The sequence below is a fragment of the Citrobacter europaeus genome, assembly GCF_037482245.1.
GTDB classification, from domain to species: Bacteria; Pseudomonadota; Gammaproteobacteria; order Enterobacterales; family Enterobacteriaceae; genus Citrobacter; species Citrobacter europaeus.
On record NZ_CP148084.1, the window covers coordinates 3,753,662 to 3,778,153 of the forward strand.

Sequence of the window (24,492 nt, forward strand, 5' to 3'; positions counted from 1 at the left end):
ATTATTGGGCTGCCGACATCCATTCCGGTTTCTGGAAGGCGCTGTAGATGTTTTGCGGATCATCGATCACCGCGCGATACGCCGGAGATTTCACCGCCTCCACAATATCTTTCGCAAACGGTTTATCCGCATCTTCACTGCGTACCGCGATGATATTTTTCAGATTTTCATCCAGATGCTCTTGCTTGATGGCGCTGGCGAGATCCAGTTTTGCCGCCACGGCAAAGTTACCGTTGACCAGCGCGCCGGTCACGCCGTCCAGCGTACGCGGCAGCTGCGCAGCTTCCAGCGGTTTAAACACCAGTCCTTTCGGGTTGCTGGCGATATCGCGCTCGGAGGCCTTCGTTGGATCGATATTGTCTTTGATGGTGATAAGGCCGATAGACTGCAGGAAACGCAGACCGCGAGCCAGGTTGGTGGGATCGTTGGACAGCGTGATCACATCCCCTTTTTTCAACTCATCCAGGCTTTTGATTTTATGTGAGTAAAAACCCATCCCGGCCGTCGGGACCACAATCAGCTTGCTCAGCTTAAGTCCTTTATCGGCGGTGAATTTGTCAAAGTAGAGTGAATGCTGGAACAGGTTGGCATCGATGCTGCCGTTGGATAGCGCCATGTTCGGTTGCACGTAGTCACTGAATTCGCGCACCACGACCTTATAGCCTTTCTCTTTCAGCGTAGGGGCAATGGCCTGTTTCACCATATCACCGTACGGCCCAGGCGCGACGCCAAACACGATGGTATGCGGATCGCTGTTCGCATGAGCAAATTGTAATCCGCAGGCCAGCAATAGCGCTCCGGTCGCGACGCGTAAACTCTGACGCAATCCCATAATCTCTCCATTTTAACGTTGTGGTGTCATGTCTCACGCCGTTCTTGCGGCGTTGTTCTTGTTGGCCCGTTAACAGGCTGATTGTTAACATGACACAGATCACAACCTGCTGTCCTTGAAATTATTTCATGATGTTGCGAAATGTGTTTTCAAATGAGAGAAGGCATGAAAAAGCCGGATGTCGGCACAAGTGCCTTATCCGGCCTACAAATAACGTGATCACCCTGCTCCCGTAGGCCCGATAAGCGCAAGCGCATCGGGCGTTCCGTTTGACAGGCGTTCGATTAGAAGTCGTAACGCAGACGAACCAGGTTCATATCGCCCAGATTGTCGGTGCTGGAGGTGAATACGTGTTCGTAATCAACACGGAAACCGTAATCCAGCTGGAAGCTGATACCCACACCGTTGTCAGTACGCAGGTAGTTACGGCCATTCACATACTCAATACGGTCTCCCATAAAGTAGGGCTGAACAGATTTCAGCGCATACTGACCAACCGGGAAGGTGTAACCCGCGAAGTATTCCAGACCCCAGGCATCACCGGCAAAGTAGTCATTAACAGACACTTTTTTGGTGGTCATGAAGTTTTGATACCAACCGCCGCCCATCGAGAAGGTCCAGTTGTCCGGTTTCCAACTCAACGCGGTACCAACGATGTTTTGATCGTAGGTTTTGCTGGTGTCGCCACGCATTTCCGCACGGGTGTAGTTCCACGCCGTACCCCAGGTCAGGTCATCGGTGATGTGATAATCCACACCCAACGAGCCGCCGCCTTTACGTTTGTAGCGCAGACCGTTGTTCGGGTTGTAATCATCGCTGAACAGATAAGAGGCGTAGAGATCGACATCGCCAACCGTTTTCTTATACTTCAGTGATTTACGCGTACGATAGGAACCGTCATAGTCGCCATTGATGCCGTTACCTGGCGCCTGACCGATCATGTCGTAGTCCCAGATATCCGTTTTCGCACCAACCACATCATAGTAAATGCTGTTCTGTTGACCGAAGGTCAGCGTACCCCAGGTCGCGCTCTTCAGACCGGTGTACAGCATACGACGCGTGGTATCGTTGGCGCCGTTAGCGTAGTGGTTGTCCCAGTTGAACATCGCCGGGAAGTTAACGCCCAGCTCGTAGTAGCTCACCCAACTGATGTCATCAAACAGATAGTAGTCAGCAGCGAAGCGGAAACGCGTCCCGCCGTCGAAGCCATTACGTTTGTAGCCATTCTTACCATCGTCACCGGCCATATTCTGGAACTGCGGACGAATACTCCCGCCGACGGTGAAGTTAAGACGGCTCAGCGGGTCGCCCGCCTGCGGATCTTGTTTCAGGACCGTGATTTCCGCCTGGGAGGCGAAGGTCGTTAATGCCACTGCTGCGCCGATCGATACCGCCAGCGCCGTTTTTTTTATAGTCATTATTTGTACCTTGATAGATAGCCTGCCAATTATTCAGCATACAAATATTAACGTTTATTAATACACTCGTGTTGTCGGGTTTTTATTGTTCTGTGCTGTTAAATATCAAGGAGTTGTCAATTTGTGCTACATAGATAAAAAAACGCACCGATTTAAAAAACCGGTGCGTAATCATCACGGATATGAATCAACTACTGAACTGACGGAACAGCGCTTTGCCTTTTAGCAGACGTGAACCGAGCCACCCGCCGCATAAAGAAAGCAGCAATGCCCCACAAAGTGGCAACACGACCCACAGTCGCCAGTCTGGCTCCCACGGGAAATCAAACACTTTGGTTTGCAGCACCGCCAATGCGGTTTCCGCACCGATGGCTGCCACCAATCCGGCTACCATCCCGAGCATGGCGAACTCGCACCACAGCGTGGTACGCAGCAATTTCTTGCCTGCTCCCAACGTGCGCCAGACCACCAGTTCCTGATGACGCTGGCGCATACCGACCTGGACCTGCGCTAATAGCAGCAACATGCCGCAGGCGGTAACCAGCACCACCATCACCTCCAGCGCTCTACTTACCTGCTCCAGCACCTGGCCCACCTGTTTGAGGATGGCGCCAATATCCAGCAGGCTGATGGTCGGAAATTCACGGTTAAGCTGCGTCAGCATGCCGTTGCCATTCTCCCAGCGAAAGCTGGTTAACCAGCTTTGCGGCTGAGCGTCCAGCGCGCCGGAGGGGAAGATAAAGAAGAAATTAGGTCGCAGGCTTTCCCAGTCTACTTTGCGCAGACTGCTGACTTTGGCGCTGAAATCCTGAGTATCGCCCATAAAGGTCACCCGATCGCCAAGCCTGACGTTCAGCCGTTTCGCCAGCCCCTCTTCCATCGACACTTCGCCTGCTTTTGGCGGCCAGCTTCCGGCGGTTATCGGGTTATGATCCGGTCGGGTATCCTGCCAGGTCAGGTTAAGCTCGCGGTTCAGCGCCTCATCCTGGTTGCCTTCGGTTGGCTTCTCATTGATCGCCGTCAGACGCGCCCGCACAATCGGATAGAACGATTCCGGGATCACCTGATGCTCAGACAGGAAAGCCTTCAGCGGAACCACCTGCTCGGTGGCAATATTGATCAGAAAATAGTTCGGGCTTTCCGGCGGCATTTGCTGCTGCCAGCGGTCGAGCAGATCGCCGCGCAGCACCAGCAGCAGCGCAAGCAGCATAAAGGAAAGTGAAAAGGCCGACAGCTGACTGAGCGTTGACCACGGCTGGCGCAACAGTCGACTGACCGCCAAACGCAGCGGCAGCGAGGTGAGCGTCAGACCGCGCAGCACGTTGAGCAGCATCCAGCCGAGTACCCCGCACAACAACGCCAGCACTACCGCGCCAGCCAGCACCGCCCACAGCAGCGGGCTTCCGCCCATCAGTCCGGCCAGCAGTGCAATCACAACTAACAATACCACCGGCAAATAAAACTTCAGCGGCCATACGTTTGCTACCACGTCACGGCGCAGCACCCGCAGCGGCTGCGTCGCCAGCAGCAAACGGTAAGGGCGTAACCCCACCAGCAGCGAAATAACCGTCATGGTACCTAATGCCCATAGCCACGGCCAGGGGCTGGCAGGCGGTAGTTCGCCGGGCAGAACCGGTTTGAGCAGCACGACCAGCACGCGCTCAAATAACAGCCCGAACAACCCGCCGGTCACGCCAGACAGCACCAGCACCATCAGCCACTGACCAACAATCAGCCTGCGCAGTTGCGCTCTGCCCGCACCGAGGGTTTTCAGAATCGCCACCAGATCGTAACGGCTGCGGCAATAATGGCTCATCGCCACGGCAACCGCGGCCACCGCCAGCAGCAGCGTTAATAGCGCCGAGAGCAGCAGGAACTGTTGCGAACGCTCCAGTGATTTCCCCAGCGCGCCTTCATCCTGCTCCAGCCCGTACCAGCGCTGTTCCGGCTTTAACTGCGGCAGCAACCATTTTTCATAGGCTTCCAGTTGGGACGGCGTCCCGCCAAATTTATAGCGCCAGGTCACGCGGCTTCCCGGCTGGACTGCCGCCGTTTTTTCGACATCCGCAATGTTCATCATCAGGCGCGGCGCTATCTGGAACGGATTAAAACCTGAGTCCGGCTCCTGTACCACTTCCCCGGCGATGCGCAGCGTGGCATCGCCAACGTCGATGGAATCACCGATTTTTAAGTTGAGCAGCGCCATCAGACGCGGGGCCAGCAGCACCGAGCCTGGCTGTGGTTTCAGCCCCGGCGGATTGGTCTGCAATGTGCCGTACATCGGATACACTTCATCCACCGCTTTGACGTTCGCCAGTTGCGGCGTATCCTGGGCAAAGGTCATGGTGGCAAAGGTCAGTTGTTCGCCCACCTTCAGGCCACGCTGTCGCGCCTCGTCAATCCACGCTTTCGGCACGGTGCGCGAACTTTGCAGCGACCGATCTCCCGCCATAAACTCACGACTTTGCTGGCTTAGCCCTTTTTCCATACGATCGCTGATATTGCCCAGCGCCAGCACGCAGGCTACCGCCAGGCTCAGCGCCAGCCAGACAATCAGTAATGAAGGCGAGCGCCATTCGCGCCAAAACCAGCGTGCAATCATGCCTCCTCCTGCAACTGTCCGTTCACCAGGCGTAAACGCCGATCGCAACGCGCCGCCAGTTGCGGGTCATGGGTCACCAGTATTAGGGTGGTACCGTGTTCCCGGTTCAGAGAAAACAGCAGGTCGGCGATTTTCTCTCCGGTCTGGCGGTCCAGATTGCCCGTTGGTTCATCGGCGAACAGCACGTCAGGGCGACCGTTAAAGGCCCGCGCCAGCGCCACACGCTGCTGCTCCCCGCCGGAAAGTTGAGCCGGAAGATGATCAAGACGTTTTCCCAGTCCCAATTGCTCCAGCAGTGTTTTTGCCCCATCGCGACTTTTTCCGCTGTTTTCGCCGCGCAACAGCGCAGGCAATTCGACGTTTTCCAGCGCGTTGAGGGTCGGAATTAACATGAACGACTGGAAGACAAAGCCCACGTGTCGGGCTCTCAGTTGCGCCCGGGCTTCTTCGTCCATGGCGTGCAGCGCCTGCCCCACGAGGCTGACTTCACCGCTGGTGCCATCGTCCAGCCCGGCGAGGATCGCCAGCAGCGTGGATTTCCCCGATCCCGACTCGCCAATCAGCGCAATGGTCTCGGCGCGTTTGACAACCAGTTCAACTCCGGTAAGGATGGATAGCTCATGATCACCCTGACCGACGGATTTCTTAAGATGATGAACTTCAACAATGTTTTCCGCTGGCATTGGCCTTTCCTGTTCCTGGTCCTGTTAACTTTCCGCGCCGCCGCTGCGGACACGTTATTAATTCTGGGTGACAGCCTGAGCGCCGGATACCGTATGTCCGCCAGCGCCGCGTGGCCTGCGCTACTTAATGATAAATGGCAAACCAAAACGCCAGTGGTGAATGCCAGCATTAGCGGCGACACCTCGCAGCAGGGCCTGGCCCGTCTGCCTGCATTACTCAAGCAGCACCAGCCGCGTTGGGTACTGGTCGAACTTGGCGGCAACGATGGCCTGCGCGGCTTTGCGCCTGCGCAAACCGAACAAACTCTGCGCACGATTTTGCAGGACGTGAAAGCGGCAAATGCCGAACCGCTATTAATGCAAATTCGTCTGCCGGCAAACTACGGTCGCCGTTATAATGAAACCTTTAGCGCGATTTATCCAAAGCTCGCCAAAGAGTTTGATATCCCTCTGCTGCCCTTTTTCATGGAAGAGGTTTATCTGAAACCCCAGTGGATGCAGGATGATGGTATTCATCCTAACCGTGACGCCCAGCCGTTTATTGCCGACTGGATGGCGCAACATCTCACCCCTTTTCTATCCTAAATAATTCGAGTTGTATGAAGGCGGCAAGTGAGAGAGTTCCCAGGAGCATAGATAACTATGTGACTGGGGTGAGCGAGCGTAGCCAACGCACAGACAACTTGAAGTATGACGGATATAGTAAATCACGACTCGTAAAACAACGGAGATCCTGACAGGTAAAGTTATGCAAAAATCGGTCTTAATAACAGGATGTTCCAGCGGAATCGGCCTGGAAAGCGCGCTTGAGCTAAAGCGCCAGGGTTTTCAAATTCTGGCTGGCTGCCGCAAACCTGACGATGTCGCGCGTATGAACAGCATGGGATTCACCGGCGTATTGCTGGATCTGGATTCACCCGAAAGCGTGGATCGCGCCGCCGATGAGGTGATCGCCCTGACCGATAATCGTTTGTATGGGATCTTTAACAACGCCGGATACGGCGTCTATGGCCCCCTGCCCACCATCAGCCGCGAGCAAATGGAGCAGCAGTTTTCCGCCAACTTCTTTGGCGCACATCAGCTTACCATGCGCCTTTTGCCCGCTATGTTACCCCACGGCGAAGGACGTATAGTGATGACCTCATCGGTCATGGGATTGATCTCAACGCCGGGACGCGGGGCCTATGCCGCCAGCAAATATGCGCTGGAAGCCTGGTCCGACGCACTGCGTATGGAGCTGCGCTACAGCGGAATTAAGGTCAGCCTGATTGAGCCCGGCCCTATCCGCACCCGCTTTACTGAAAACGTCAACCAGACCCAGAGCGATGCTCCCGTGGAAAATCCCGGCATTGCCGCGCGTTTTACGCTGGGACCAGAAGCGGTTGTCGCCAAAGTGCGTCATGCGTTTGAGAGCGATAAACCGAAGCTACGTTATCCAGTTACGCTGGTGACCTGGGCAGTGATGCTGCTTAAACGCCTGTTGCCAGGCCGCATAATGGACAAAATTTTACAGGGTTGAGTTGAAGCTCGCGCGTCAGCCCCCATGTAACAAGAAATCGACAAAAGAGAGTAACTCCATGTCCACACAGAATATTGTTAACATTAACGAATCGAACCTACAGCAGACCCTTGAACAGTCGATGACCACGCCGGTCCTGTTCTATTTTTGGTCTGAGCGCAGCCAGCATTGTCTGCAGTTAACACCGGTACTGGAGAGTCTTGCTGCCCAGTACAACGGCCAGTTTATACTCGCTAAGCTCGACTGTGACGCTGAACAGATGATCGCCTCCCAGTTTGGTCTGCGCGCGATCCCCACGGTTTATCTGTTCCAGAACGGTCAGCCGGTAGATGGATTCCAGGGCCCGCAGCCGGAAGAGGTTATTCGTGCGCTGCTGGAAAAAGTGTTGCCGAGCGAAGAAGAGCTGAAAGCGCGCCAGGCTATCGAATTTATCGAAGCGGGTAATCACGCTGATGCGCTGCCGCTGCTGAAAGAAGCCTGGCAGATCTCCAACCAGAGCAGCGAAATTGGTCTGCTGCTGGCGGAAACGCAAATCGCCCTGAACCGTTCTGACGAAGCCGAAGCGGTGCTGAAAACCATTCCGTTGCAGGATCAGGACACCCGTTATCAGGGGCTGGTGGCACAGATCGAATTGCTGAAGCAGGCGGCTGATACGCCGGAAATCCAACAGTTGCAGCAGCAGGTCGCCAGCAATCCGCAGGATGCAGCGCTGGCAACTCAACTTGCCATTCAGTTACACCAGGTCGGACGCAACGAAGAATCGCTGGAGTTGCTGTTTAGCCACCTGAAGAAAGATCTTACTGCAGCCGACGGCCAGGCGCGTAAAACTTTCCAGGAGATCCTTGCCGCACTGGGTACGGGCGATGCGCTGGCTTCGAAGTACCGCCGCCAGCTGTACGCGCTGTTGTACTAATCCGTTTGATTTTGCCCGATGGCGCTTGCGCTTATCGGGCCTGGAAATTCGACAAATACCGCTCCCGGCACCAGATCACGTCTTCTTCAAATGCGTTACAACTAATTGGTGACGTGAATTATAGAACTTCCGATAGGTCAGGTAGCAGGCAATAATGGTCGACAGGCTGGCCGTCGAAAGCAGCATAAACGTTACCATAATCTGATACTTAATCGCTTTTACCGGATCAATACCTGCAAAAATCAATCCGGACATCATCCCCGGTAAACTCACCAGTCCCACGGTCTTCGCTGAATCGATAGTCGGGATCAGCGAGGCACGAATGCTGTCGCGAATCAGCGGCGCGGAGGCCACTTTCGGCGTCGCGCCGAGGCTGAGTTTTTCCTGAATTTGCTGCTGTTCGCTGTTAAACCGCTGCCCCAGATTGTTGTAACACAGCCCTACCGCAACCATCGCATTGCCTGCAATCATGCCGGAAATAGGGATAACCTGCATCGGCGTGAACTCGATAGAGCCTGACAAAACCAGCACCGCCAGCGTTAACCCCGCCCCCGCCGTAATGGCGATAAACGACGAGAGAAAAGCCTTATCAATAAATTTACTGCGCTTTTGCGCGTTATAGGCCGCGTTAAAGCAAATAAACAGCACCATCAATAAGGTCAGAATGCTGTGGTTGACGCCGAAAATATATTTCAGCACGTAGCCAACGATAATAAGCTGAACCACCGCCCGGCACACGCTCCAGAGAATATCTTTTTCCAGCGCCAGCTTTTCTTTGTTGCTGATCAGTATTGCGACCACCACCAGCATCATCGCTAATGCCAGGGATTCATTGGTAATATTATGCTCGTTCATTGCTTACTTCCTGCATTTCACCGGCGTGCGGTTGAAGGGTTATGACGTTATCCGCATGATCAATTTCATCTTTGTCATGCGTCACCCACAGCACAGCAATATTCTTATCGCGAACATAGTGGTGAATTAATTCGTTCACATTACGCTTGTTGGCTTCATCCAGCGCGCTGGTGATTTCATCAAGCAGCAGGATTTTCGGCAGAAACTGCAAATTACGAATTAACGAGACGCGCTGCTTTTCGCCGCCGGACAGCTCATTGATATTTTTTTTGAGGATTGCCTCAGGTAACTCAAATCGGGCCAGATCTTCCAGAAACACATCCGGTTCCGGGCGTTTATCGCGAATTTGCCACGGGAAAATGAGGTTGTCGTAGACGGTATCACTAAACAAGGCGGGCGTTTGCGCGCAATAAGAGACCTGCTGACGATACGCTTCCGGCTTGAGGGTATTGATCTCCTTACCCTCAAAAAGGATTTCACCGGAACTCGGACTTATTAACGACGCGACTATCTTGAGTAACGTACTTTTACCGCACCCGGACTGGCCGGTAATCAACTTAAATTCTCCGGCGCGGAGATCAAAACAGATGTTATTGAGAACCTGCGTCGCCCCTGCCTGCCATGCGACATTTTTTAACTGAAGCAGAATGCTGCTTTCTTCCATTACCAATCCCTTTTTTACCTCTTTCGTGCAGACAGTCTATCTCTGTAATTTATTATAGGGGAGCCACCTTGATAAATCGGGTATAATTTGACTAATGAGGCAGTAAAGGACAGCACAACAGGAGGTTTCATCAATGCTCATTTTTATTCCTATTCTTATTTTTGTCGCGCTGGTCATCGTCGGCGCAGGCGTCAAAATCGTCCCGCAGGGATACCAGTGGACGGTAGAGCGTTTTGGCCGTTACACCAAAACCCTGCAGCCGGGTTTAAGCCTTGTTGTACCGTTCATGGACCGCATTGGGCGTAAGATCAACATGATGGAACAGGTGCTTGATATCCCCTCTCAGGAAGTCATCTCCAAAGATAACGCCAATGTTGCGATTGATGCCGTGTGCTTTATTCAGGTGATCGACGCGCCGAAAGCGGCTTATGAAGTCAGCAACCTGGAACTGGCGATCATCAACCTGACCATGACCAACATTCGTACCGTTCTCGGCTCGATGGAACTCGATGAAATGCTCTCCCAACGCGACAACATCAACACGCGCCTGCTGCACATCGTTGATGAGGCCACCAATCCCTGGGGCATCAAAATCACCCGTATTGAGATCCGCGACGTCCGTCCTCCGGCTGAGCTTATCGACGCCATGAACGCACAGATGAAAGCCGAACGAACAAAACGCGCCTACATTCTTGAAGCAGAAGGGATCCGTCAGGCGGAAATCGTCAAGGCCGAAGGTGAGAAGCAGTCGAAAATCCTCAAAGCGGAAGGTGAACGTCAGTCCGCGTTTTTACAGGCTGAAGCGCGTGAACGTTCCGCAGAAGCAGAAGCCCGTGCAACGCAGATGGTTTCTGAGGCCATTGCCGCCGGGGATATTCAGGCCGTGAACTACTTCGTGGCGCAGAAATACACCGAAGCGCTGCAGCATATCGGTTCGTCAAATAACAGCAAAGTGGTGATGATGCCGCTGGACGCCAGCAGCCTGATGGGCTCCATTGCCGGGATCGCCGAACTGGTTAAGGACAGCGCCAGCGAGCGGAAAAAATCATGATAGCGATGATTCTGGTGCACCCGCACATCTTCTGGCTCAGCCTCGGCGGTTTGCTCCTCGCCGCCGAGATGCTGGGCGGTAACGGCTATCTGCTGTGGAGCGGCGTGGCGGCGGTAATTACTGGCCTGGTGGTATGGCTCGTCCCGCTTGACTGGGCGTGGCAGGGGGCGATGTTCGCCGCCCTCACCCTGCTGGCGGCCTGGCTGTGGTGGAAGTGGCTGGCAAGGCGCGTTCAGGAGCAGAAACCCGCCGACAGCCATCTGAACCAGCGCGGACAGCAGCTGGTTGGCCGTCGATTTATTCTGGAAACCGCTCTGGTCAATGGCCGCGGACATATGCGCGTCGGCGACAGCTCCTGGCCCGTAAGCGCCCGCGACGATTTGAGCGCAGGAACGCAGGTTGAAGTCATTGCCGTTGAGGGAATTACCCTGATTATTAAAGCGGTATCACACTAAAAAGACAGGAAATAAGACTATGGTCAGGAAGACACCCCTTGCCTTTGCCCTTTGCACATTACTGACCGCCGCCCCGCAGGCACTCGCCTCTTTCGATATGGAAGACTGTAAATGGAGCGACGACAGCTGCCTGCTGAAAGGCACGCCGACCTTTAACCCTGAAAACGACAGCCGCGACAACCTGCTGCGGCTGCTGAGTCAGGAAAAATCATTTGTTCTGCCGGTGCAGTCGATGCCAGCGGATATCACCCGCTCCCGCGATTTCTATTTTGCGTATCACCCACAATGGGATGAGACTGTCCCGCAGCCAGCGGTTGCCCCGGTGCAAAGTGAAGATACCACTCTGAGTCAGCAACTGGCTGTTCTGGAAATCGAACCTCCGCTATTTGCCAAACAAAACGGCTATGATGCCGACCTGGAAAACCGTTATGTGTCGAATAATCGCCAGAGCGTAAGCGAGTTTATCGCTGCGCTAATGACGGACGAGACGTTAAATATCGACCAGCGCCGATTACTTGCGCAAGCGCGCCTGGATTTATGGGGGCGCGCGACCAAAGAACAGATCGCCGAGTCCCTTGCTGCACTTCCGGCTGATTCGACTTCACTTCTGTACAAAACGTATCTGACCGGTGCCGCGCATTTTTACGATCAAAATTACGAAGGGGCCGAGCAAGACTTTACCATCGTGTTGCACAACGGCTCCCCCTGGCTGATGGAAACCGCGCAATACATGTTGATGCGCACAGCACTGAACAAAAGCAGTAAGTTTAGCGACGGGCAGTACGGCGAATTTAATATCGACAATATCAAACTTAAAGACGCCGCTCAGGCGCAAAAAGAGGCGCAGAACTATTTGCAACGCTGGCCGGAAGGACTCTACGCCAATTCCACCCGCGGTATGTTGCGTCGCATAAACTGGTATTTACAGGCGTGGCCGCAGTTGGCCGGGTTGTATGAGCAGACGCTCCAGCAGTCGGCTGACGCACAGCAACTGCGTGAAATCGTTATCGAATACGATAATGTATTCGGTATGCAATTCTTTGAAGGACCGGTGGTGGAGGCCTTCCCCGACGCGCCGCTGGTCAGCTATATCGAACTGCTGCGCGCGCTGCGCCTGGATAACAACAGTAAACCCACGTTGACCCAGGAACAACTCGACGCCAGCAAGCCGGTGTTTGAACAGAGCCAAAAATTGCCGCTATGGCGCGATCTGCAACTGAATCTGTGGCAGGCAACGGGCAACTACGCGGCAATTATTCAGGCAGTTACACCAGCGCAGAAACTTGCCGCTCACGATACTCTCGCCTTCAGCGAACAGGTGCTGTACGGCGAAGCGCTAATGGGCCAGAAGAATTGGAGCGCGGCGCGTGATTTCTGGCAGCAGTTGTTAAAACTTAGTCAGGACAACGAACAGCAGCAGTATGTGCAGGCTAAGCTCGCTGCGACCCTGGTTTATAGCGGCGACGTGGAGGCAGTTTTTGCCCCAGAAAGTACCGTGACCAACCTGCGCTTTCGCTCGCAGGTGCTAAAAACACAGGCCACACCTGAACTGCTGCGTCAGCAGGCCGTCCACGGTCCGAATAACGAAGAGCGTACCATCGCCCTGCATACGCTGCTGGTGCGGGATCTTACTGAGGATCGCTTTGGCGACTGGCTGAATGACAAAAAACTGGCCAGCGCGATTACGCCTCCGGTCATTGGCGAAGCGTTTGCTGACGTTAACCTGAGCATATTCGACTGGAATGGCGACGCGGCGCAGGCGGGTTATACGTGTCGCAGCCTCAATGAAACGGTAACGGTATTGAGCAAAAAAGCGGATGATGCCCACGCATTGAACTGCTTAGGCGAATTCTTCCGCACCACGCAAACGCATGTTGATCTGTGGAAAAACAGCGCTGGCAATGACGAGCTTGAATCAGCAATCTCGCGCAAGAAACCCTTCGGCCAGTTCGACAGACAAAGCTACTATCAGCAGGTAATCACCTCGCCCACCGCTGAAGTCGAAGATAAGAGCTTCGCGTTGTATCGCGCCATCATGTGCTATGCGCCTTCAGGCGCTAACGAGTGCGGCGGCGAGGAAGTGGATAAACTGCAGCGTAAGGGCTGGTTCACCCAACTGAAAACGCAGTATCCGGGAAGCCCGTGGGCGCAAAAACTCAAATACTACTGGTAACCACACTGCTGCTGGGCCAGGCACAGGCGGCGGATATCGTCGCCGCCCGTGAGCATCCCGCCTTCTGGCTGTGGTCCGGAGTGAAGGCCAGTGACGAGCTGAAAAACGCGCAAACGGTCTATCTGCATCAGGGCGAGGTACTGGTTCGTTCGGGTAACGTGGTTTTCCAGCGTCTCGGACTGCCGGTCAGCCGTCTGTCTTTTCCGTCAATCTGGCTGACCGTACGCTTTACCACGCTCGACGTACCGGAGGAAATCCCGGCGCGTATCATACGGTTGATGCAACGCTGGCAGGCCGCCGGGAATCACGTTGTCGGCCTGCAGGTTGATTTTGACGCGGCGACCCATCAGCTTGCCGACTACGCGCACTTTCTACAGCAGTTGCGCCAGAGGTTACCCACTGAATTTGCACTTGGCGTAACCGGATTACTGGATTGGGCAAAAACGGGCGACGTCGCCACGTTGAACGCGCTGGCGGTCGATGAACTGGTGGTGCAGAGCTATCAGGGCCGTCACACGGTAACAAATTATCAGGCGTATCTGCCTGCGCTCGCTCGTCTGCGCATTCCGTTTAAGCTGGGACTGGTACAAAACGGTAGCAGGGACCCTCAGGCTGAAGCGCAGCTTGAGAAATCCCCGTGGTATCGCGGTACGGTGGTGTTTATGCTTAATCCTTCTCGCCGTTAAGCCTTCGCCTGGTGATGGCAGCAGCCGGAGAGATTATCCATGATTGGACATTCGGCGCTATCATCGCCCGGGCAACTGTCCGCCAGCGCCAGCAAATGCAAGCGCATGGCCTGCAGCTCACTGATATGCCGCTCAATGTCCGCCACTTTTTCTAACGTACGCTTTTTCACATCCGCGCTATGACGCGCCGGATCGTTAAATAAGTTTACCAGCTCGCCGCACTCTTCCAGGTTAAAACCAACCTGGCGCGCCTGACGCAGCAACGTCAGTTCATTCAGATGCTGTTGGTTGTAAGTGCGATAGCCATTGTCACTACGCAGCGGCGGCGTCACCAGTCCTTTCTCTTCATAAAAGCGAATGGCTTTGCTGGTTAAACCGGTTTTTTTCGCAACATCGCTAATATTCACTTTTCCCCCGCGGTGCTTGTTGGTGCTGAGCCACATTATAGCCCAGATTGCCGTAATCATTTACCCGAGTGACCTGCACATTTTCAGCCAATAAAGAAATGAATAAATCCTTTTGATTCACATTGTTATACGCGACACAGATCACATTTCAGTATTTGTTGACCGCACAAAATTGACTCAAATCAAAAGATGCATTGATTCTACATCTTTCATATTGAACAAAGGGAAACAATTTTATATATAAACGCGAATGATAATGATGATCATTTACATTCAATAAAGGTTCCCTTATGTTGCCACGGATTAACCAAAGGCCATTTATTCTTTCAGCCCTGACATTATGCATGTCCGGCGCTGCTTCTGCAGCTACCTCTACAACACACGCTTCAACGCCCGGCGATGATACGGTGATCGTCACGGCTAACCGCTCTGAAAGTAGTCTCTGGGATAGCCCGGCAACCATTCAGGTTATCGATCGCCAGACGCTGCAAAACTCCACCAGCGTTTCTATTGCTGATGATTTACAAGATATTCCCGGCGTTGAAGTCACCGATAACGCCCTCGCTGGCCGGAAACAAATCCGTATTCGTGGCGAAGCCTCTTCGCGGGTGCTGATTTTGATAGACGGCCAGGTCGTCAGCTACCAGCGCGCCGGGCAAAACTACGGGGCCGGTTTGCTGATTGACGAATCCGCGCTGGAACGGATTGAAGTGGTCAAAGGCCCTTACTCTGTCCTCTATGGTTCGCAGGCGATTGGCGGCGTCGTAAACTTTATTACCAAAAAAGGCGGCGATAAGCCTCTCGGCGGCAGCGTTAAGGCCGTCTATAACTCCGCAACGGCAGGATGGGAAGAATCAGCTGCGGCCTGGGGCAGCATCGGAAACTTTGACTACCGCATCAATGGCAGCTATTCCGACCAGGGGGACCGCGATACGCCTGATGGAAGATTGCCCGACACCAATTTCCGTAATAACGGCCAGGGCATGTGGCTTGGCTACAACTTCGATCGCCACAAAATCGGACTTTCCCTCGATCGTTACAAACTGTCTACTCAAACCTGGTTTGACGATCCAGAGGGCCAGTTCGACGACTTTAGCGTCAAAATACCTAAGCTGGAACGCGAGAAAATCGGTCTTTTCTACGACTATGCGGCTGACGGGGATTACCTGAAGAAAATCCATCTTGACGCATACAGCCAGACAATAGAGCGCAAATTTGAAAACCGGGTCAAAACGACCCAGATAATCCCCAGCCCGGCGATTAAAGCGCTGACGATAAACAATCAAACCAATACCAACGACAAACAGTATACCCAGGGGGTAACGCTGCAGGGCAATTTCACCCTTCCCGCTAACAATGAACTGGTGATTGGCACTCAATATCAGCATGACAAAATAAAACAGGACGCGGACGGCAGTACGCGCCAGACCGCAGCTACCGGCTTCTTCGATACGCAAACCCGTACCCTGTCATACAACGAAGCGGAGCAAAGCAACACCTCATTGTTCGCGCAAAACGACTGGCGCTTTGCCGATGACTGGACGTGGACCGTGGGCGCACGCCAGTACTGGCTGTCTTCGAAGCTCAATCGCAACGATACGCAAACCCTGCAAAGCAGCGGCAGCACCTGGCAATCCACCGGAGGAAATTCCGTTCACGATGATGAACTGGTGACCTCAACCAGCCTACGCTATTCCGGTTTTAAAGATCTTGAACTCCGGGCTGCATATGCCCAGGGCTATGTCTTCCCCACGCTGACTCAGCTATTTATGCAGACGTCCGCAGGCGGCAGCGTGACCTACGGCAACCCAAACCTGAAGGCGGAACACTCGAATAACTATGAGCTGGGCGCACGGTATAAAGGGAATATGTGGCTGATTGACGGCGCCATTTATTACTCCGAAGCCAAAGACTATATCGCCAGCCTGGCCTGTTCAGGTCAACCCGTATGCAGCGGTAATACCACCTCTTCACGGGGCGGCTATTACTACTACGACAACATCGATCGGGCCAAAACCTGGGGCATGGAACTCACCGCAGAATACAACGGCTGGGCGGTTTCACCTTACCTGAGCGGTAATCTCATTCGCCGTCAGTACGAAGGCAATACCCTTAAAACCTGGGATACCGGCGAACCCACGCTGACCGGCCGCGTCGGCTTGAAACATACCTGGTTGATGAACGTCGCTAACCTGACGTCCGATGTCTTTATCCGCGCGGCGTCCAGCGCCAAAGATAATACCGGCACCACGGAAATCAACTACCCAGGCTGGGCCACACTTAACCTCGCATTTAACACCGAGTTCGGTCCGCAGGATCAGTATCAGGTCAACCTCGCGCTCAACAACCTGACCGACAAGCGTTACAGAACCGCGCATGAATCTATTCCAGACGCTGGTTTCAATGCCGCCGTTGGATTTGCGTGGAATTTCTGACGATGAAAAAACTCATGATTGGCTTACTGAGCCTCGCCTGCGTTTTCAATGCCCAGTCCGCCGACCGCCTGGTGGTGGCGGGCGGCTCGCTTAGCGAACTGATATACGCCATGGGCGTCGGCAACCGGGTGGTCGGCGTTGATGAAACCACCTCGTATCCGCCCGAAACTGCCGCACTCCCGCATATCGGCTACTGGAAGCAGTTAAGCAGCGAGGGCATTTTATCGCTACATCCGGACAGCTTTATCACCTGGCAGGATGCTGGTCCCCAAATCGTCTTGGATCAGCTGCGGGCGCAAAAGGTTAACGTCGTGACGTTGCCACGCGTGCCTGCCACCGTCGAACAGATGTACGCCAACATTCGAGAACTGGCTACAACACTGCACATTCCTGAGCAAGGCGAGGCGTTAGTCAATCGCCTGCAGCAACGTCTGGAGCGTGTTCAGCACAGCGTGGCGGCGAAAAACGTGCCGGTCAAAGCCATGTTCATTCTCTCCGCTGGCGGCAGCGCGCCGCAGGTCGCCGGAAAAGGCAGCGTTGCCGATGCCATTATGACCCTCGCCGGCGCACAAAATGTCGCCACCCATGAGCAGTATAAAAGCTACAGCGCGGAATCACTGATCGCCGCAAACCCGGAGGTGATCGTGGTGACGTCGCAAATGGTGGATGGCGGTCTGGATCGCCTGAGCGCGATTGCCGGTATTACCCATACTGCAGCCTGGAAAAACCAGCGCATTGTGGCGGTAGACCAGGCGCTGATTCTGGGGATGGGGCCTCGCGTCGCCGATGCGGTTGAAGCCCTGCACCAGCAATTCTGGCCTCACTAACTGGATTTATTAAGAAGAATGAAAACTGAACACTCGCTGGATCTCACCGCGCATTTTGCGCTCGAGGGACGTCAGCCATTTAAGGATCGCCGCGCCACGATGCCCTGGCGTGGGGCGATCCCGGTTGCCAAAGAGCTATTGTCACAAACCTGGCAGGAGGTCATCAGCCAGCCAACCCCGCCGCGTAAACGGCTGGTGTACTTGCATATCCCTTTTTGTGCAACGCATTGTACTTTCTGCGGTTTTTATCAAAACCGGTTTGAAGAAGACAACTGCACCCGCTACACCAACGCGCTGTTGCGCGAAATAGAGATGGAAGCTGATAGCGCATTACATCAGTCGGCCCCCATTCACGCCGTCTATTTTGGCGGCGGTACGCCTTCTGCGCTGTCTGCACAGGATCTGGCCAGAATTATCACCACGCTGCGCGACAAGCTGCCGCTGGCGCCGGACTGCGAAATCACCATTGAGGGACGGGTGCTCAATTTTGACGATGCGCGAATCGATGCCTGCCTTGACGCTGGCGCCAATCGATTTTCGATCGGTATTCAGTCTTTTAACAGCCGAATCCGCAAGAAAATGGCGCGTACTTCGGACGGCCCGACCGCGACAGCCTTTATGCAAGGACTGGTAAAGCGGGATCGTGCCGCCGTGGTGTGCGATCTGCTGTTTGGTCTGCCAGGACAAGACGCAAAACTGTGGGGCGAGGATCTGGCGATTGCCCGCGACATCGGCCTCGACGGCGTAGATCTTTATGCGCTGAATCTGATCCCTAATACACCGCTAGGCAAAGCGGTTGAAACCGGGCGCACAACCGTTCCCTCTCCCGCCGAACGCCGCGATCTCTATCTTCAGGGCTGCGATTTCATGGACAGCGCGGGCTGGCGCTGCATCAGCAACAGCCACTGGGCGCGCACCACACGGGAACGCAATTTGTACAACCTGCTGATTAAACAGGGTGCAGACTGTCTGGCATTCGGCTCTGGGGCAGGAGGATCAGTCAATGGCTATTCCTGGATGGTCGAGCGCAACCTGAATACATGGCATGAATCTATCGCCGCCGGAAAAAAACCGCTAATGATGATGATGCGCACCGCCGAGCGTGGTTTCCAGTGGCGACACACTCTCCAGGCCGGTATTGAGACGGCCCGCGTTCCGCTGGATGAGCTGACGCCTCATGCACAAAAACTGGCCCCGCTACTGACCCAATGGCATCACGCAGGACTGACGCGAGATGCCAGCACCTGTGTACGCCTGACCAATGAAGGGCGTTTTTGGGCGAGCAATATTTTGCAGTCTCTTGATGAACTGATTCAGGCACTTAACGCGCCGCGCATTGCGGTAGAGCAACCATAAAAGGAGTGAATTATGAGCCATGTCTCTTTACAGGATTTTTTGAAAACTGAGCCGGACGGTACGCTGGAAGCTATCGCCGCCCAGTACAACACTACATTGCTGGAGGTGGTGAAAAACCTCCCTTCCCCGACGCTGGTTTCCGGCAGTCAATTTGATACCGTCTGGGAAAACGTCTGCGAATGGGGCAAAGTCACCACCCTGGTCCATACTGCTGATGTCATTCTGGAATTCACCGGTGAATTACCTTCCGGGTTCCACCGCCACGGTTACTTCAACCTGCGCGGCAAAAAAGGCATGACCGGTCATATCAAGGCAGAAAACTGCACGCATATTGCCCTGATTGAACGCAAATTTATGGGAATGGACACTGCGTCCATTCTCTTCTTCAACCAGGCGGGTAGCGCTATGTTCAAAATTTTCCTCGGTCGCGATGAGCATCGACAGCTACTGGCCGAACAGGTCAGCGCCTTTCACGCGTTGTCTTCATCTTTAAAGGAACATGCCTGATGGCTCCATGGCTCATTTTTGGTGCAGGTGGTCGCGGCGTCGGCGCGAAAACGCTGGAACTCGCGCTGGCGGAGCATCGTCCGGTGATTGCTGTCGTTCGCAATCCCCAGGTCGCTGCCGGGCTGCAGGAAAAAGGTGTGCAGGTCTTTATTGGCGATGCCTGCGACAGCCAGGTCACCGCCTGCGCCTGTCGCGCAGCGGGTCAGCATGCCACAGTGATCTCCTCCATGGGCGGTGCCCAGGATTATCTGGCGCACAGAACCGTCATTGATGAAGCAGAAAAAGCTGAGATCAAACGCATGATTCTGGTCACCTCCCTGGGCTGTGGCGACAGTTGGGCCTTTTTGTCCCCACGTGCTAGGGCCGCATTTGGCCAGGCTGTACGGGAAAAATCGTTGGCTGAAAGCTGGCTACAAACCAGTCAACTGGACTACGCCATTCTCCGCCCCGGCGGTTTGCTGAACGGTGAAGCCACAGGCCTGGCGCAACGATTACAGGCCGAAGAGTGTCATGGCTTTGTGATGCGCGCAGATGTTGCCAGGCACATTCACGAACTGGCCACGGCGCCGGCACTCAATAACCAGATTTACAGTTTGGTTGAGCCGGGACTAAAACCCGCGTAAACCCCTCGCGGCGCGGAAACTTCGCGCCGCAAAGACGTTATGGAGCGTTGCGTGCTTAAGGACTCGCTTTCTTCCGTCAGCATTCTGACGGGCCTTTCTCTCTTGCTGGTCGCTCTGATGCTGTTCGGTGCCAGTCAGGGGGCGTTGAATATTAGCTTCAACGCCCTGTTCAACGACGAATACCGCGATATCTGGTTGAACATCCGCCTGCCCCGAGTGCTGCTGGCCGTTTTGGTCGGTGCTGCGCTGGCTACGGCAGGGGTCATTATGCAGGGGCTTTTTCGCAATCCAATGGCCGATCCCGGCCTGCTTGGCGTCAGCAGCGGCTCCGCGCTGATGGTCGGCATCGCGATAGTTATCCCCTTTTCATTCCCCGTGGTGCTGGTGTTGTATGAGCAGATGATTTTTGCCGTCGCGGGCAGCATGGTGGTCTGCACGATTATTTTTCTGATAAGCCAGCGTCATAACCACGGCGGAATGATGCAACTGCTGTTAGCCGGTATCGCTATCAATGCTCTGTGCGGTTCGGCTATTGGCGTGCTGAGCTATGTGGGTGACGAACAGCAGCTACGTCAACTTACGCTGTGGATGATGGGGAATCTCGGCCAGGCCCAATGGCCGACGCTGCTGGTTGCCAGCACGTTTGTTCTTCCAGCCATTGCTGTCACCGTCTGTATGGCAGGAACGCTTAATTTGCTGCAATTGGGTGATGAAGAGGCGCATTACCTCGGCGTAAACGTCAAACGTAAGCGCCAGCAGTTACTGTTGCTCAGCTCGCTCCTGGTTGGCGCTGCCGTTTCCGTCAGCGGCGTGATTGGCTTTATTGGCCTGGTGATCCCACATCTGATCAGAATGACTACCGGCGCCGATCATCGCTGGTTGATTCCCTGCTCTACGCTGGCCGGCGCCTGTTTACTTCTGATTGCCGATACGCTGGCCCGCACTCTTGTTCAGCCTGCCGAAATGCCTGTTGGCCTGTTAACCAGCCTGATCGGTGGACCGTATTTCCTGTGGTTAATACTGCGTAGCCGGAGGGTGTCATGATCGTCGCTGAAAATCTGATCTACCACATTCAGGGCAGACGACTGACCGATGACGTTTCCCTGACGCTACCTGATGGAGAAATCATCGCGATTCTTGGCCCGAATGGGGCAGGAAAATCGACGCTACTCCGCCAGCTTACGGGCTATCTGCAGCCCCATAGCGGACGTTGCAGCTTGTTTGGCAAGCCGCTGAACGAGTGGTCAATCACCGAGCTGGCAAAAACCCGTGCTGTGATGCGCCAGAACAGTCATATGGCCTTCCCGTTTAGCGTGCAGGAGGTGATCCGCATGGGCAGGCATCCGTATCGGACGCGCAACACGGGCGATGAAACGGAGCACATCATGACGCTGTGCGACTGCCAGGCGCTGGCCGCGCGCGATTACCGGCATCTGTCGGGAGGAGAACAACAACGGGTACAACTGGCGCGCCTGCTGGTTCAGCTTTGGGAGCCCGAGCCCAGACCAAAATGGTTGTTTCTCGATGAACCCACCTCTGCCCTGGATATTCACCACCAACAGCATCTTTTTCGTCTGCTGCGTCGCCTGGTAGGTGAACGACAGTTCAGCGTCTGCTGCGTCCTGCACGATCTCAATCTTGCAGCGCGCTATGCTGACCGCGTGGTATTGATGGAACGCGGCAGGATAGTTGATAACGGTCGCCCACAGGATGTTCTGCTGCAACCCTCGCTAAATGCGCTGTACGGCGCCGATCTCACAGTGATGAATGAACCGGAGCATCGAACGCCGCTTATCGTTCTCAATCAATAACAGACCGGGAACGTCCTGACCTGACGTTCCCGTTTTTCTCCTTTTCCTGCTTTTTCATCTTTTTTTAAAACGCCCTTGACCTTCCCCTTGCTGGAAGGTTTAACCTTTATCACAGTCAGTTAATTCCGTAATAAAGGAGTGTGTTATGTCTCAAACCATCGACCTGACCCTGGACGGACTGTCCTGCGGTCACTGCGTTAAACGCGTCAAAGAAAGTCTGGAACAACGTCCGGATGTTGAACAAGCGGATGTCACCGTGACTGAAGCGCACATCACCGGGAGCGCCAGTGCAGAAGCGCTGATTGAAACCATCAAACAAGCCGGTTACGGCGCGGAGTTAAGCCACCCAAAGGCTAAACCGCTGACGGAGTCATCAATCCCGTCGGAAGCACTGGCAGCGGTCCCTTCCGAGCTTCCGGCAGCTACGGCTGATGACGACAGCCAGCAGTTGCTGTTAAACGGCATGAGCTGCGCCAGCTGTGTTATCCGCGTACAAGATGCTCTGCAAAACGTACCGGGTGTCACACAGGCACGGGTAAATCTGGCGGAACGTACTGCGCTGGTAATGGGCAGTGCGTCCGCCGACCAATTAGTGAAAGCGGTGGAGAAAGCAGGTTACGGCGCAGAAGCCATTGAAGATGATGCTAAGCGTCGCGAACGTCAGCAAGAAACCGCCGTGGCAACCATGAAACGTTTTCGCTGGCAGGCGGCCGTCGCGCTGCTGCTGGGTATTCCGGTCATGGTGTGGGGAATGATTGGCGATAACATGATGGTGAGTGACGACAACCGCAGCCTGTGGCTGGCGATTGGTCTGGCAACGCTTGCCGTGATGGTTTTCGCGGGCGGTCACTTTTACCGCAATGCGTGGAAAAGCCTGATGAACGGCACCGCGACCATGGATACGCTGGTGGCGCTGGGTACGGGGGTGGCATGGCTCTATTCCATGAGCGTCAACCTCTGGCCGCAATGGTTCCCGATGGAAGCGCGACACCTCTATTATGAAGCCAGCGCGATGATTATCGGTCTGATTAACCTCGGGCACATGCTGGAAGCGCGGGCTCGCCAGCGCTCGTCCAAAGCACTGGAAAAATTGCTCGATCTGACGCCGCCGACCGCGCGTGTTGTTACCGACGAAGGTGAAAAGAACGTGCCGCTGGCAGATGTTCAGGCGGGAATGTTGCTGCGCCTGACCACCGGCGATCGCGTTCCGGTTGATGGCGAAATCACTCAGGGCGAAGCCTGGCTGGATGAAGCCATGCTGACCGGTGAGCCGATTCCGCAACAAAAAGGCGAAGGCGATAGCGTCCACGCCGGTACGGTCGTACAGGACGGCAGCGTGCTGTTCCGCGCCAGCGCCGTTGGCAGCCACACCACGCTGTCACGCATTATTCGTATGGTGCGCCAGGCGCAAAGCAGCAAACCGGAAATAGGCAAACTGGCCGACCGTATCTCCTCGGTGTTCGTTCCGGTCGTGGTCGCCATTGCGCTGATCAGTGCGGCTATCTGGTATTTCTTTGGGCCGGCTCCGCAGATTGTTTATACGCTGGTGATTGCCACCACCGTTCTGATTATTGCTTGTCCTTGTGCGCTGGGTCTGGCAACGCCGATGTCGATTATTTCCGGCGTTGGGCGTGCCGCGGAGTTTGGGGTGCTGGTACGTGATGCTGATGCGCTGCAGCGCGCCAGCACGCTGGATACCATCGTGTTTGATAAGACCGGGACGCTGACGGAAGGCAAGCCGCAGGTTGTCGCCATCAAAACGTTTGGCAACACCGATGAAGCGCTGGCAATTCGTCTGGCTGCAGCCCTTGAACAGGGTTCCAGCCACCCGCTGGCCAGGGCGATTCTGGACAGAGCCGGTGATATCTCGCTGCCGCAGGTCAACGGTTTCCGTACGCTGCGTGGGTTAGGCGTCAGCGGTGAGACGGAAGGTCATACGTTGCTGCTGGGCAACCAGGCGTTGCTCAATGAACAGCAGGTAGATACCACTGAAATGGAAGCTGATATTACCGCTCAGGCTTCCCAGGGTTCAACCCCGGTCCTGTTGGCGATTGATGGTCACGCGGCGGCTCTGTTAGCGGTACGTGATCCATTACGTAGCGACAGCGTGGCAGCGCTCCAGCGTCTGCATCGCGCCGGGTATCGTCTGGTGATGCTCACCGGCGACAACCCAACGACCGCCAACGCCATTGCCAAAGAGGCGGGTATTGATGAGGTGATTGCGGGCGTCCTGCCGGACGGTAAAGCCGAGGCGATTAAGCGTCTGCAAAGCCAGGGGCGTCAGGTTGCCATGGTGGGTGACGGGATCAACGATGCGCCTGCGCTGGCTCAGGCTGATGTAGGGATTGCCATGGGTGGCGGTAGCGATGTGGCGATTGAAACCGCCGCGATTACGCTAATGCGCCATAGTCTGATGGGCGTGGCGGATGCGCTGTCTATCTCCCGGGCAACGCTGCGTAATATGAAGCAGAATCTGCTCGGCGCGTTTATCTATAACAGCATCGGTATTCCGGTTGCCGCTGGGATCCTGTGGCCGTTCACCGGAACGCTGCTCAACCCGGTCGTTGCCGGGGCGGCGATGGCGCTCTCCTCCATTACCGTGGTGAGCAACGCTAACCGACTGCTGCGCTTCAAACCGAAAGAGTAACCCATTGCCGAATGGCGCTCACGCTTAT

At 54.9% G+C, this 24,492-nt stretch carries 22 protein-coding genes; 15 read left to right on the forward strand and 7 right to left on the reverse strand.

The window, feature by feature from the left end:
- Nucleotide 1 precedes the first annotated feature (1 nt).
- The 4 genes from WHR59_RS17720 to ybbA all read right to left on the reverse strand — a co-directional run bounded on the left by WHR59_RS17720 (nucleotide 2) and on the right by ybbA (nucleotide 5,535).
- Nucleotides 2–832 carry a MetQ/NlpA family ABC transporter substrate-binding protein gene (locus WHR59_RS17720; protein WP_003021862.1) on the reverse strand — a complete coding sequence of 277 codons (831 nt, stop codon included), beginning with the start codon at nucleotides 830–832 and terminating at the stop codon, nucleotides 2–4.
- A 284-nt stretch (nucleotides 833–1,116) separates the two neighbouring features.
- Complete coding sequence (locus tag WHR59_RS17725) at nucleotides 1,117–2,250, reverse strand: porin (RefSeq protein ID WP_043015451.1); 1,134 nt, start codon at nucleotides 2,248–2,250, stop codon at nucleotides 1,117–1,119.
- Nucleotides 2,251–2,437: 187 nt separating this feature from the next.
- Nucleotides 2,438–4,852: a putative ABC transporter permease subunit YbbP gene (ybbP, locus tag WHR59_RS17730; RefSeq protein ID WP_193144616.1), complete on the reverse strand. Its 2,415-nt coding sequence runs from the start codon at nucleotides 4,850–4,852 to the stop codon at nucleotides 2,438–2,440.
- The gene (gene ybbA / locus WHR59_RS17735; protein ID WP_043015449.1) at nucleotides 4,849–5,535 is read right to left on the reverse strand and encodes a putative ABC transporter ATP-binding protein YbbA; all 687 of its coding nucleotides are present in this window, start codon (nucleotides 5,533–5,535) and stop codon (nucleotides 4,849–4,851) included. The genes ybbP and ybbA overlap by 4 nt, the downstream gene beginning before the upstream one ends.
- Between ybbA and tesA the strand changes: the two genes are divergently transcribed.
- The 3 genes from tesA to WHR59_RS17750 all read left to right on the forward strand — a co-directional run bounded on the left by tesA (nucleotide 5,503) and on the right by WHR59_RS17750 (nucleotide 7,967).
- A complete protein-coding gene (gene tesA, locus WHR59_RS17740) occupies nucleotides 5,503–6,120 on the forward strand; it encodes a multifunctional acyl-CoA thioesterase I/protease I/lysophospholipase L1 (RefSeq protein WP_087051704.1) in 618 nt (205 codons plus the stop codon). The two genes, ybbA and tesA, sit on opposite strands and share 33 nt — an antisense overlap.
- Before the next feature lie 163 nt (nucleotides 6,121–6,283).
- Nucleotides 6,284–7,054, forward strand: coding sequence for an SDR family oxidoreductase (locus WHR59_RS17745; protein WP_043015447.1), 771 nt, complete (start codon nucleotides 6,284–6,286; stop codon nucleotides 7,052–7,054).
- A 58-nt stretch (nucleotides 7,055–7,112) separates the two neighbouring features.
- On the forward strand, nucleotides 7,113–7,967 hold the full coding sequence (locus tag WHR59_RS17750) for a co-chaperone YbbN (RefSeq protein ID WP_080625608.1): 855 nt from the start codon (nucleotides 7,113–7,115) through the stop codon (nucleotides 7,965–7,967).
- 75 nt (nucleotides 7,968–8,042) lie between these two features.
- Here WHR59_RS17750 and fetB read toward each other — a convergent pair whose 3' ends face one another.
- Both fetB and fetA read right to left on the reverse strand, forming a co-directional pair.
- Nucleotides 8,043–8,822 carry an iron efflux ABC transporter permease subunit FetB gene (fetB, locus tag WHR59_RS17755; RefSeq protein ID WP_043015445.1) on the reverse strand — a complete coding sequence of 260 codons (780 nt, stop codon included), beginning with the start codon at nucleotides 8,820–8,822 and terminating at the stop codon, nucleotides 8,043–8,045.
- Nucleotides 8,809–9,486 (reverse strand): iron efflux ABC transporter ATP-binding subunit FetA, encoded by a 678-nt coding sequence (fetA, locus tag WHR59_RS17760; RefSeq protein WP_043015444.1) that lies wholly within the window; start codon nucleotides 9,484–9,486, stop codon nucleotides 8,809–8,811. The genes fetB and fetA overlap by 14 nt, the downstream gene beginning before the upstream one ends.
- Nucleotides 9,487–9,619: 133 nt before the next feature.
- Between fetA and WHR59_RS17765 the strand changes: the two genes are divergently transcribed.
- Genes WHR59_RS17765 through WHR59_RS17780 form a run of 4 tightly spaced genes read left to right on the forward strand, consistent with a single transcriptional unit; the run spans nucleotide 9,620 to nucleotide 13,851 of the window.
- The gene (locus WHR59_RS17765) at nucleotides 9,620–10,537 is read left to right on the forward strand and encodes an SPFH domain-containing protein (protein WP_003021835.1); all 918 of its coding nucleotides are present in this window, start codon (nucleotides 9,620–9,622) and stop codon (nucleotides 10,535–10,537) included.
- Nucleotides 10,534–10,992 carry an NfeD family protein gene (locus WHR59_RS17770; protein ID WP_043015443.1) on the forward strand — a complete coding sequence of 153 codons (459 nt, stop codon included), beginning with the start codon at nucleotides 10,534–10,536 and terminating at the stop codon, nucleotides 10,990–10,992. Before WHR59_RS17765 ends, WHR59_RS17770 begins: the two co-directional genes overlap by 4 nt.
- 19 nt (nucleotides 10,993–11,011) lie before the next feature.
- Nucleotides 11,012–13,165, forward strand: coding sequence for a hypothetical protein (locus WHR59_RS17775; protein WP_087053062.1), 2,154 nt, complete (start codon nucleotides 11,012–11,014; stop codon nucleotides 13,163–13,165).
- A complete protein-coding gene (locus tag WHR59_RS17780) occupies nucleotides 13,135–13,851 on the forward strand; it encodes a DUF3142 domain-containing protein (protein ID WP_047412964.1) in 717 nt (238 codons plus the stop codon). The genes WHR59_RS17775 and WHR59_RS17780 overlap by 31 nt, the downstream gene beginning before the upstream one ends.
- On the opposite strand, the gene cueR is transcribed toward WHR59_RS17780, so the two are convergent.
- The gene (cueR, locus tag WHR59_RS17785; protein ID WP_043017858.1) at nucleotides 13,848–14,258 is read right to left on the reverse strand and encodes a Cu(I)-responsive transcriptional regulator; all 411 of its coding nucleotides are present in this window, start codon (nucleotides 14,256–14,258) and stop codon (nucleotides 13,848–13,850) included. The genes WHR59_RS17780 and cueR overlap by 4 nt on opposite strands.
- A 290-nt stretch (nucleotides 14,259–14,548) precedes the next feature.
- On the opposite strand from cueR, the gene WHR59_RS17790 reads away from it, so the two are divergent.
- From WHR59_RS17790 to copA, 8 genes are all read left to right on the forward strand, one after another.
- Nucleotides 14,549–16,693 carry a TonB-dependent receptor domain-containing protein gene (locus tag WHR59_RS17790; RefSeq protein WP_200000265.1) on the forward strand — a complete coding sequence of 715 codons (2,145 nt, stop codon included), beginning with the start codon at nucleotides 14,549–14,551 and terminating at the stop codon, nucleotides 16,691–16,693.
- Between the two features lie 2 nt (nucleotides 16,694–16,695).
- Nucleotides 16,696–17,520, forward strand: coding sequence for a heme/hemin ABC transporter substrate-binding protein (locus WHR59_RS17795; protein WP_087051618.1), 825 nt, complete (start codon nucleotides 16,696–16,698; stop codon nucleotides 17,518–17,520).
- Nucleotides 17,521–17,538: 18 nt separating this feature from the next.
- Nucleotides 17,539–18,876: a heme anaerobic degradation radical SAM methyltransferase ChuW/HutW gene (gene hutW, locus WHR59_RS17800; RefSeq protein ID WP_087053064.1), complete on the forward strand. Its 1,338-nt coding sequence runs from the start codon at nucleotides 17,539–17,541 to the stop codon at nucleotides 18,874–18,876.
- 12 nt (nucleotides 18,877–18,888) lie between these two features.
- Nucleotides 18,889–19,383 (forward strand): heme utilization cystosolic carrier protein HutX, encoded by a 495-nt coding sequence (gene hutX / locus WHR59_RS17805; protein ID WP_043015437.1) that lies wholly within the window; start codon nucleotides 18,889–18,891, stop codon nucleotides 19,381–19,383.
- Complete coding sequence (gene chuY / locus WHR59_RS17810; RefSeq protein WP_087053065.1) at nucleotides 19,383–20,006, forward strand: anaerobilin reductase; 624 nt, start codon at nucleotides 19,383–19,385, stop codon at nucleotides 20,004–20,006. The genes hutX and chuY overlap by 1 nt, the downstream gene beginning before the upstream one ends.
- A gap of 51 nt (nucleotides 20,007–20,057) precedes the next feature.
- Entirely contained in the window at nucleotides 20,058–21,050 is a 993-nt protein-coding gene (locus WHR59_RS17815) for a FecCD family ABC transporter permease (RefSeq protein WP_043015435.1), read from the forward strand.
- Nucleotides 21,047–21,817 (forward strand): heme ABC transporter ATP-binding protein, encoded by a 771-nt coding sequence (locus WHR59_RS17820; RefSeq protein ID WP_043015434.1) that lies wholly within the window; start codon nucleotides 21,047–21,049, stop codon nucleotides 21,815–21,817. The genes WHR59_RS17815 and WHR59_RS17820 overlap by 4 nt, the downstream gene beginning before the upstream one ends.
- A gap of 145 nt (nucleotides 21,818–21,962) precedes the next feature.
- Entirely contained in the window at nucleotides 21,963–24,464 is a 2,502-nt protein-coding gene (gene copA, locus WHR59_RS17825) for a copper-exporting P-type ATPase CopA (RefSeq protein WP_080625610.1), read from the forward strand.
- Nucleotides 24,465–24,492 lie beyond the last annotated feature (28 nt).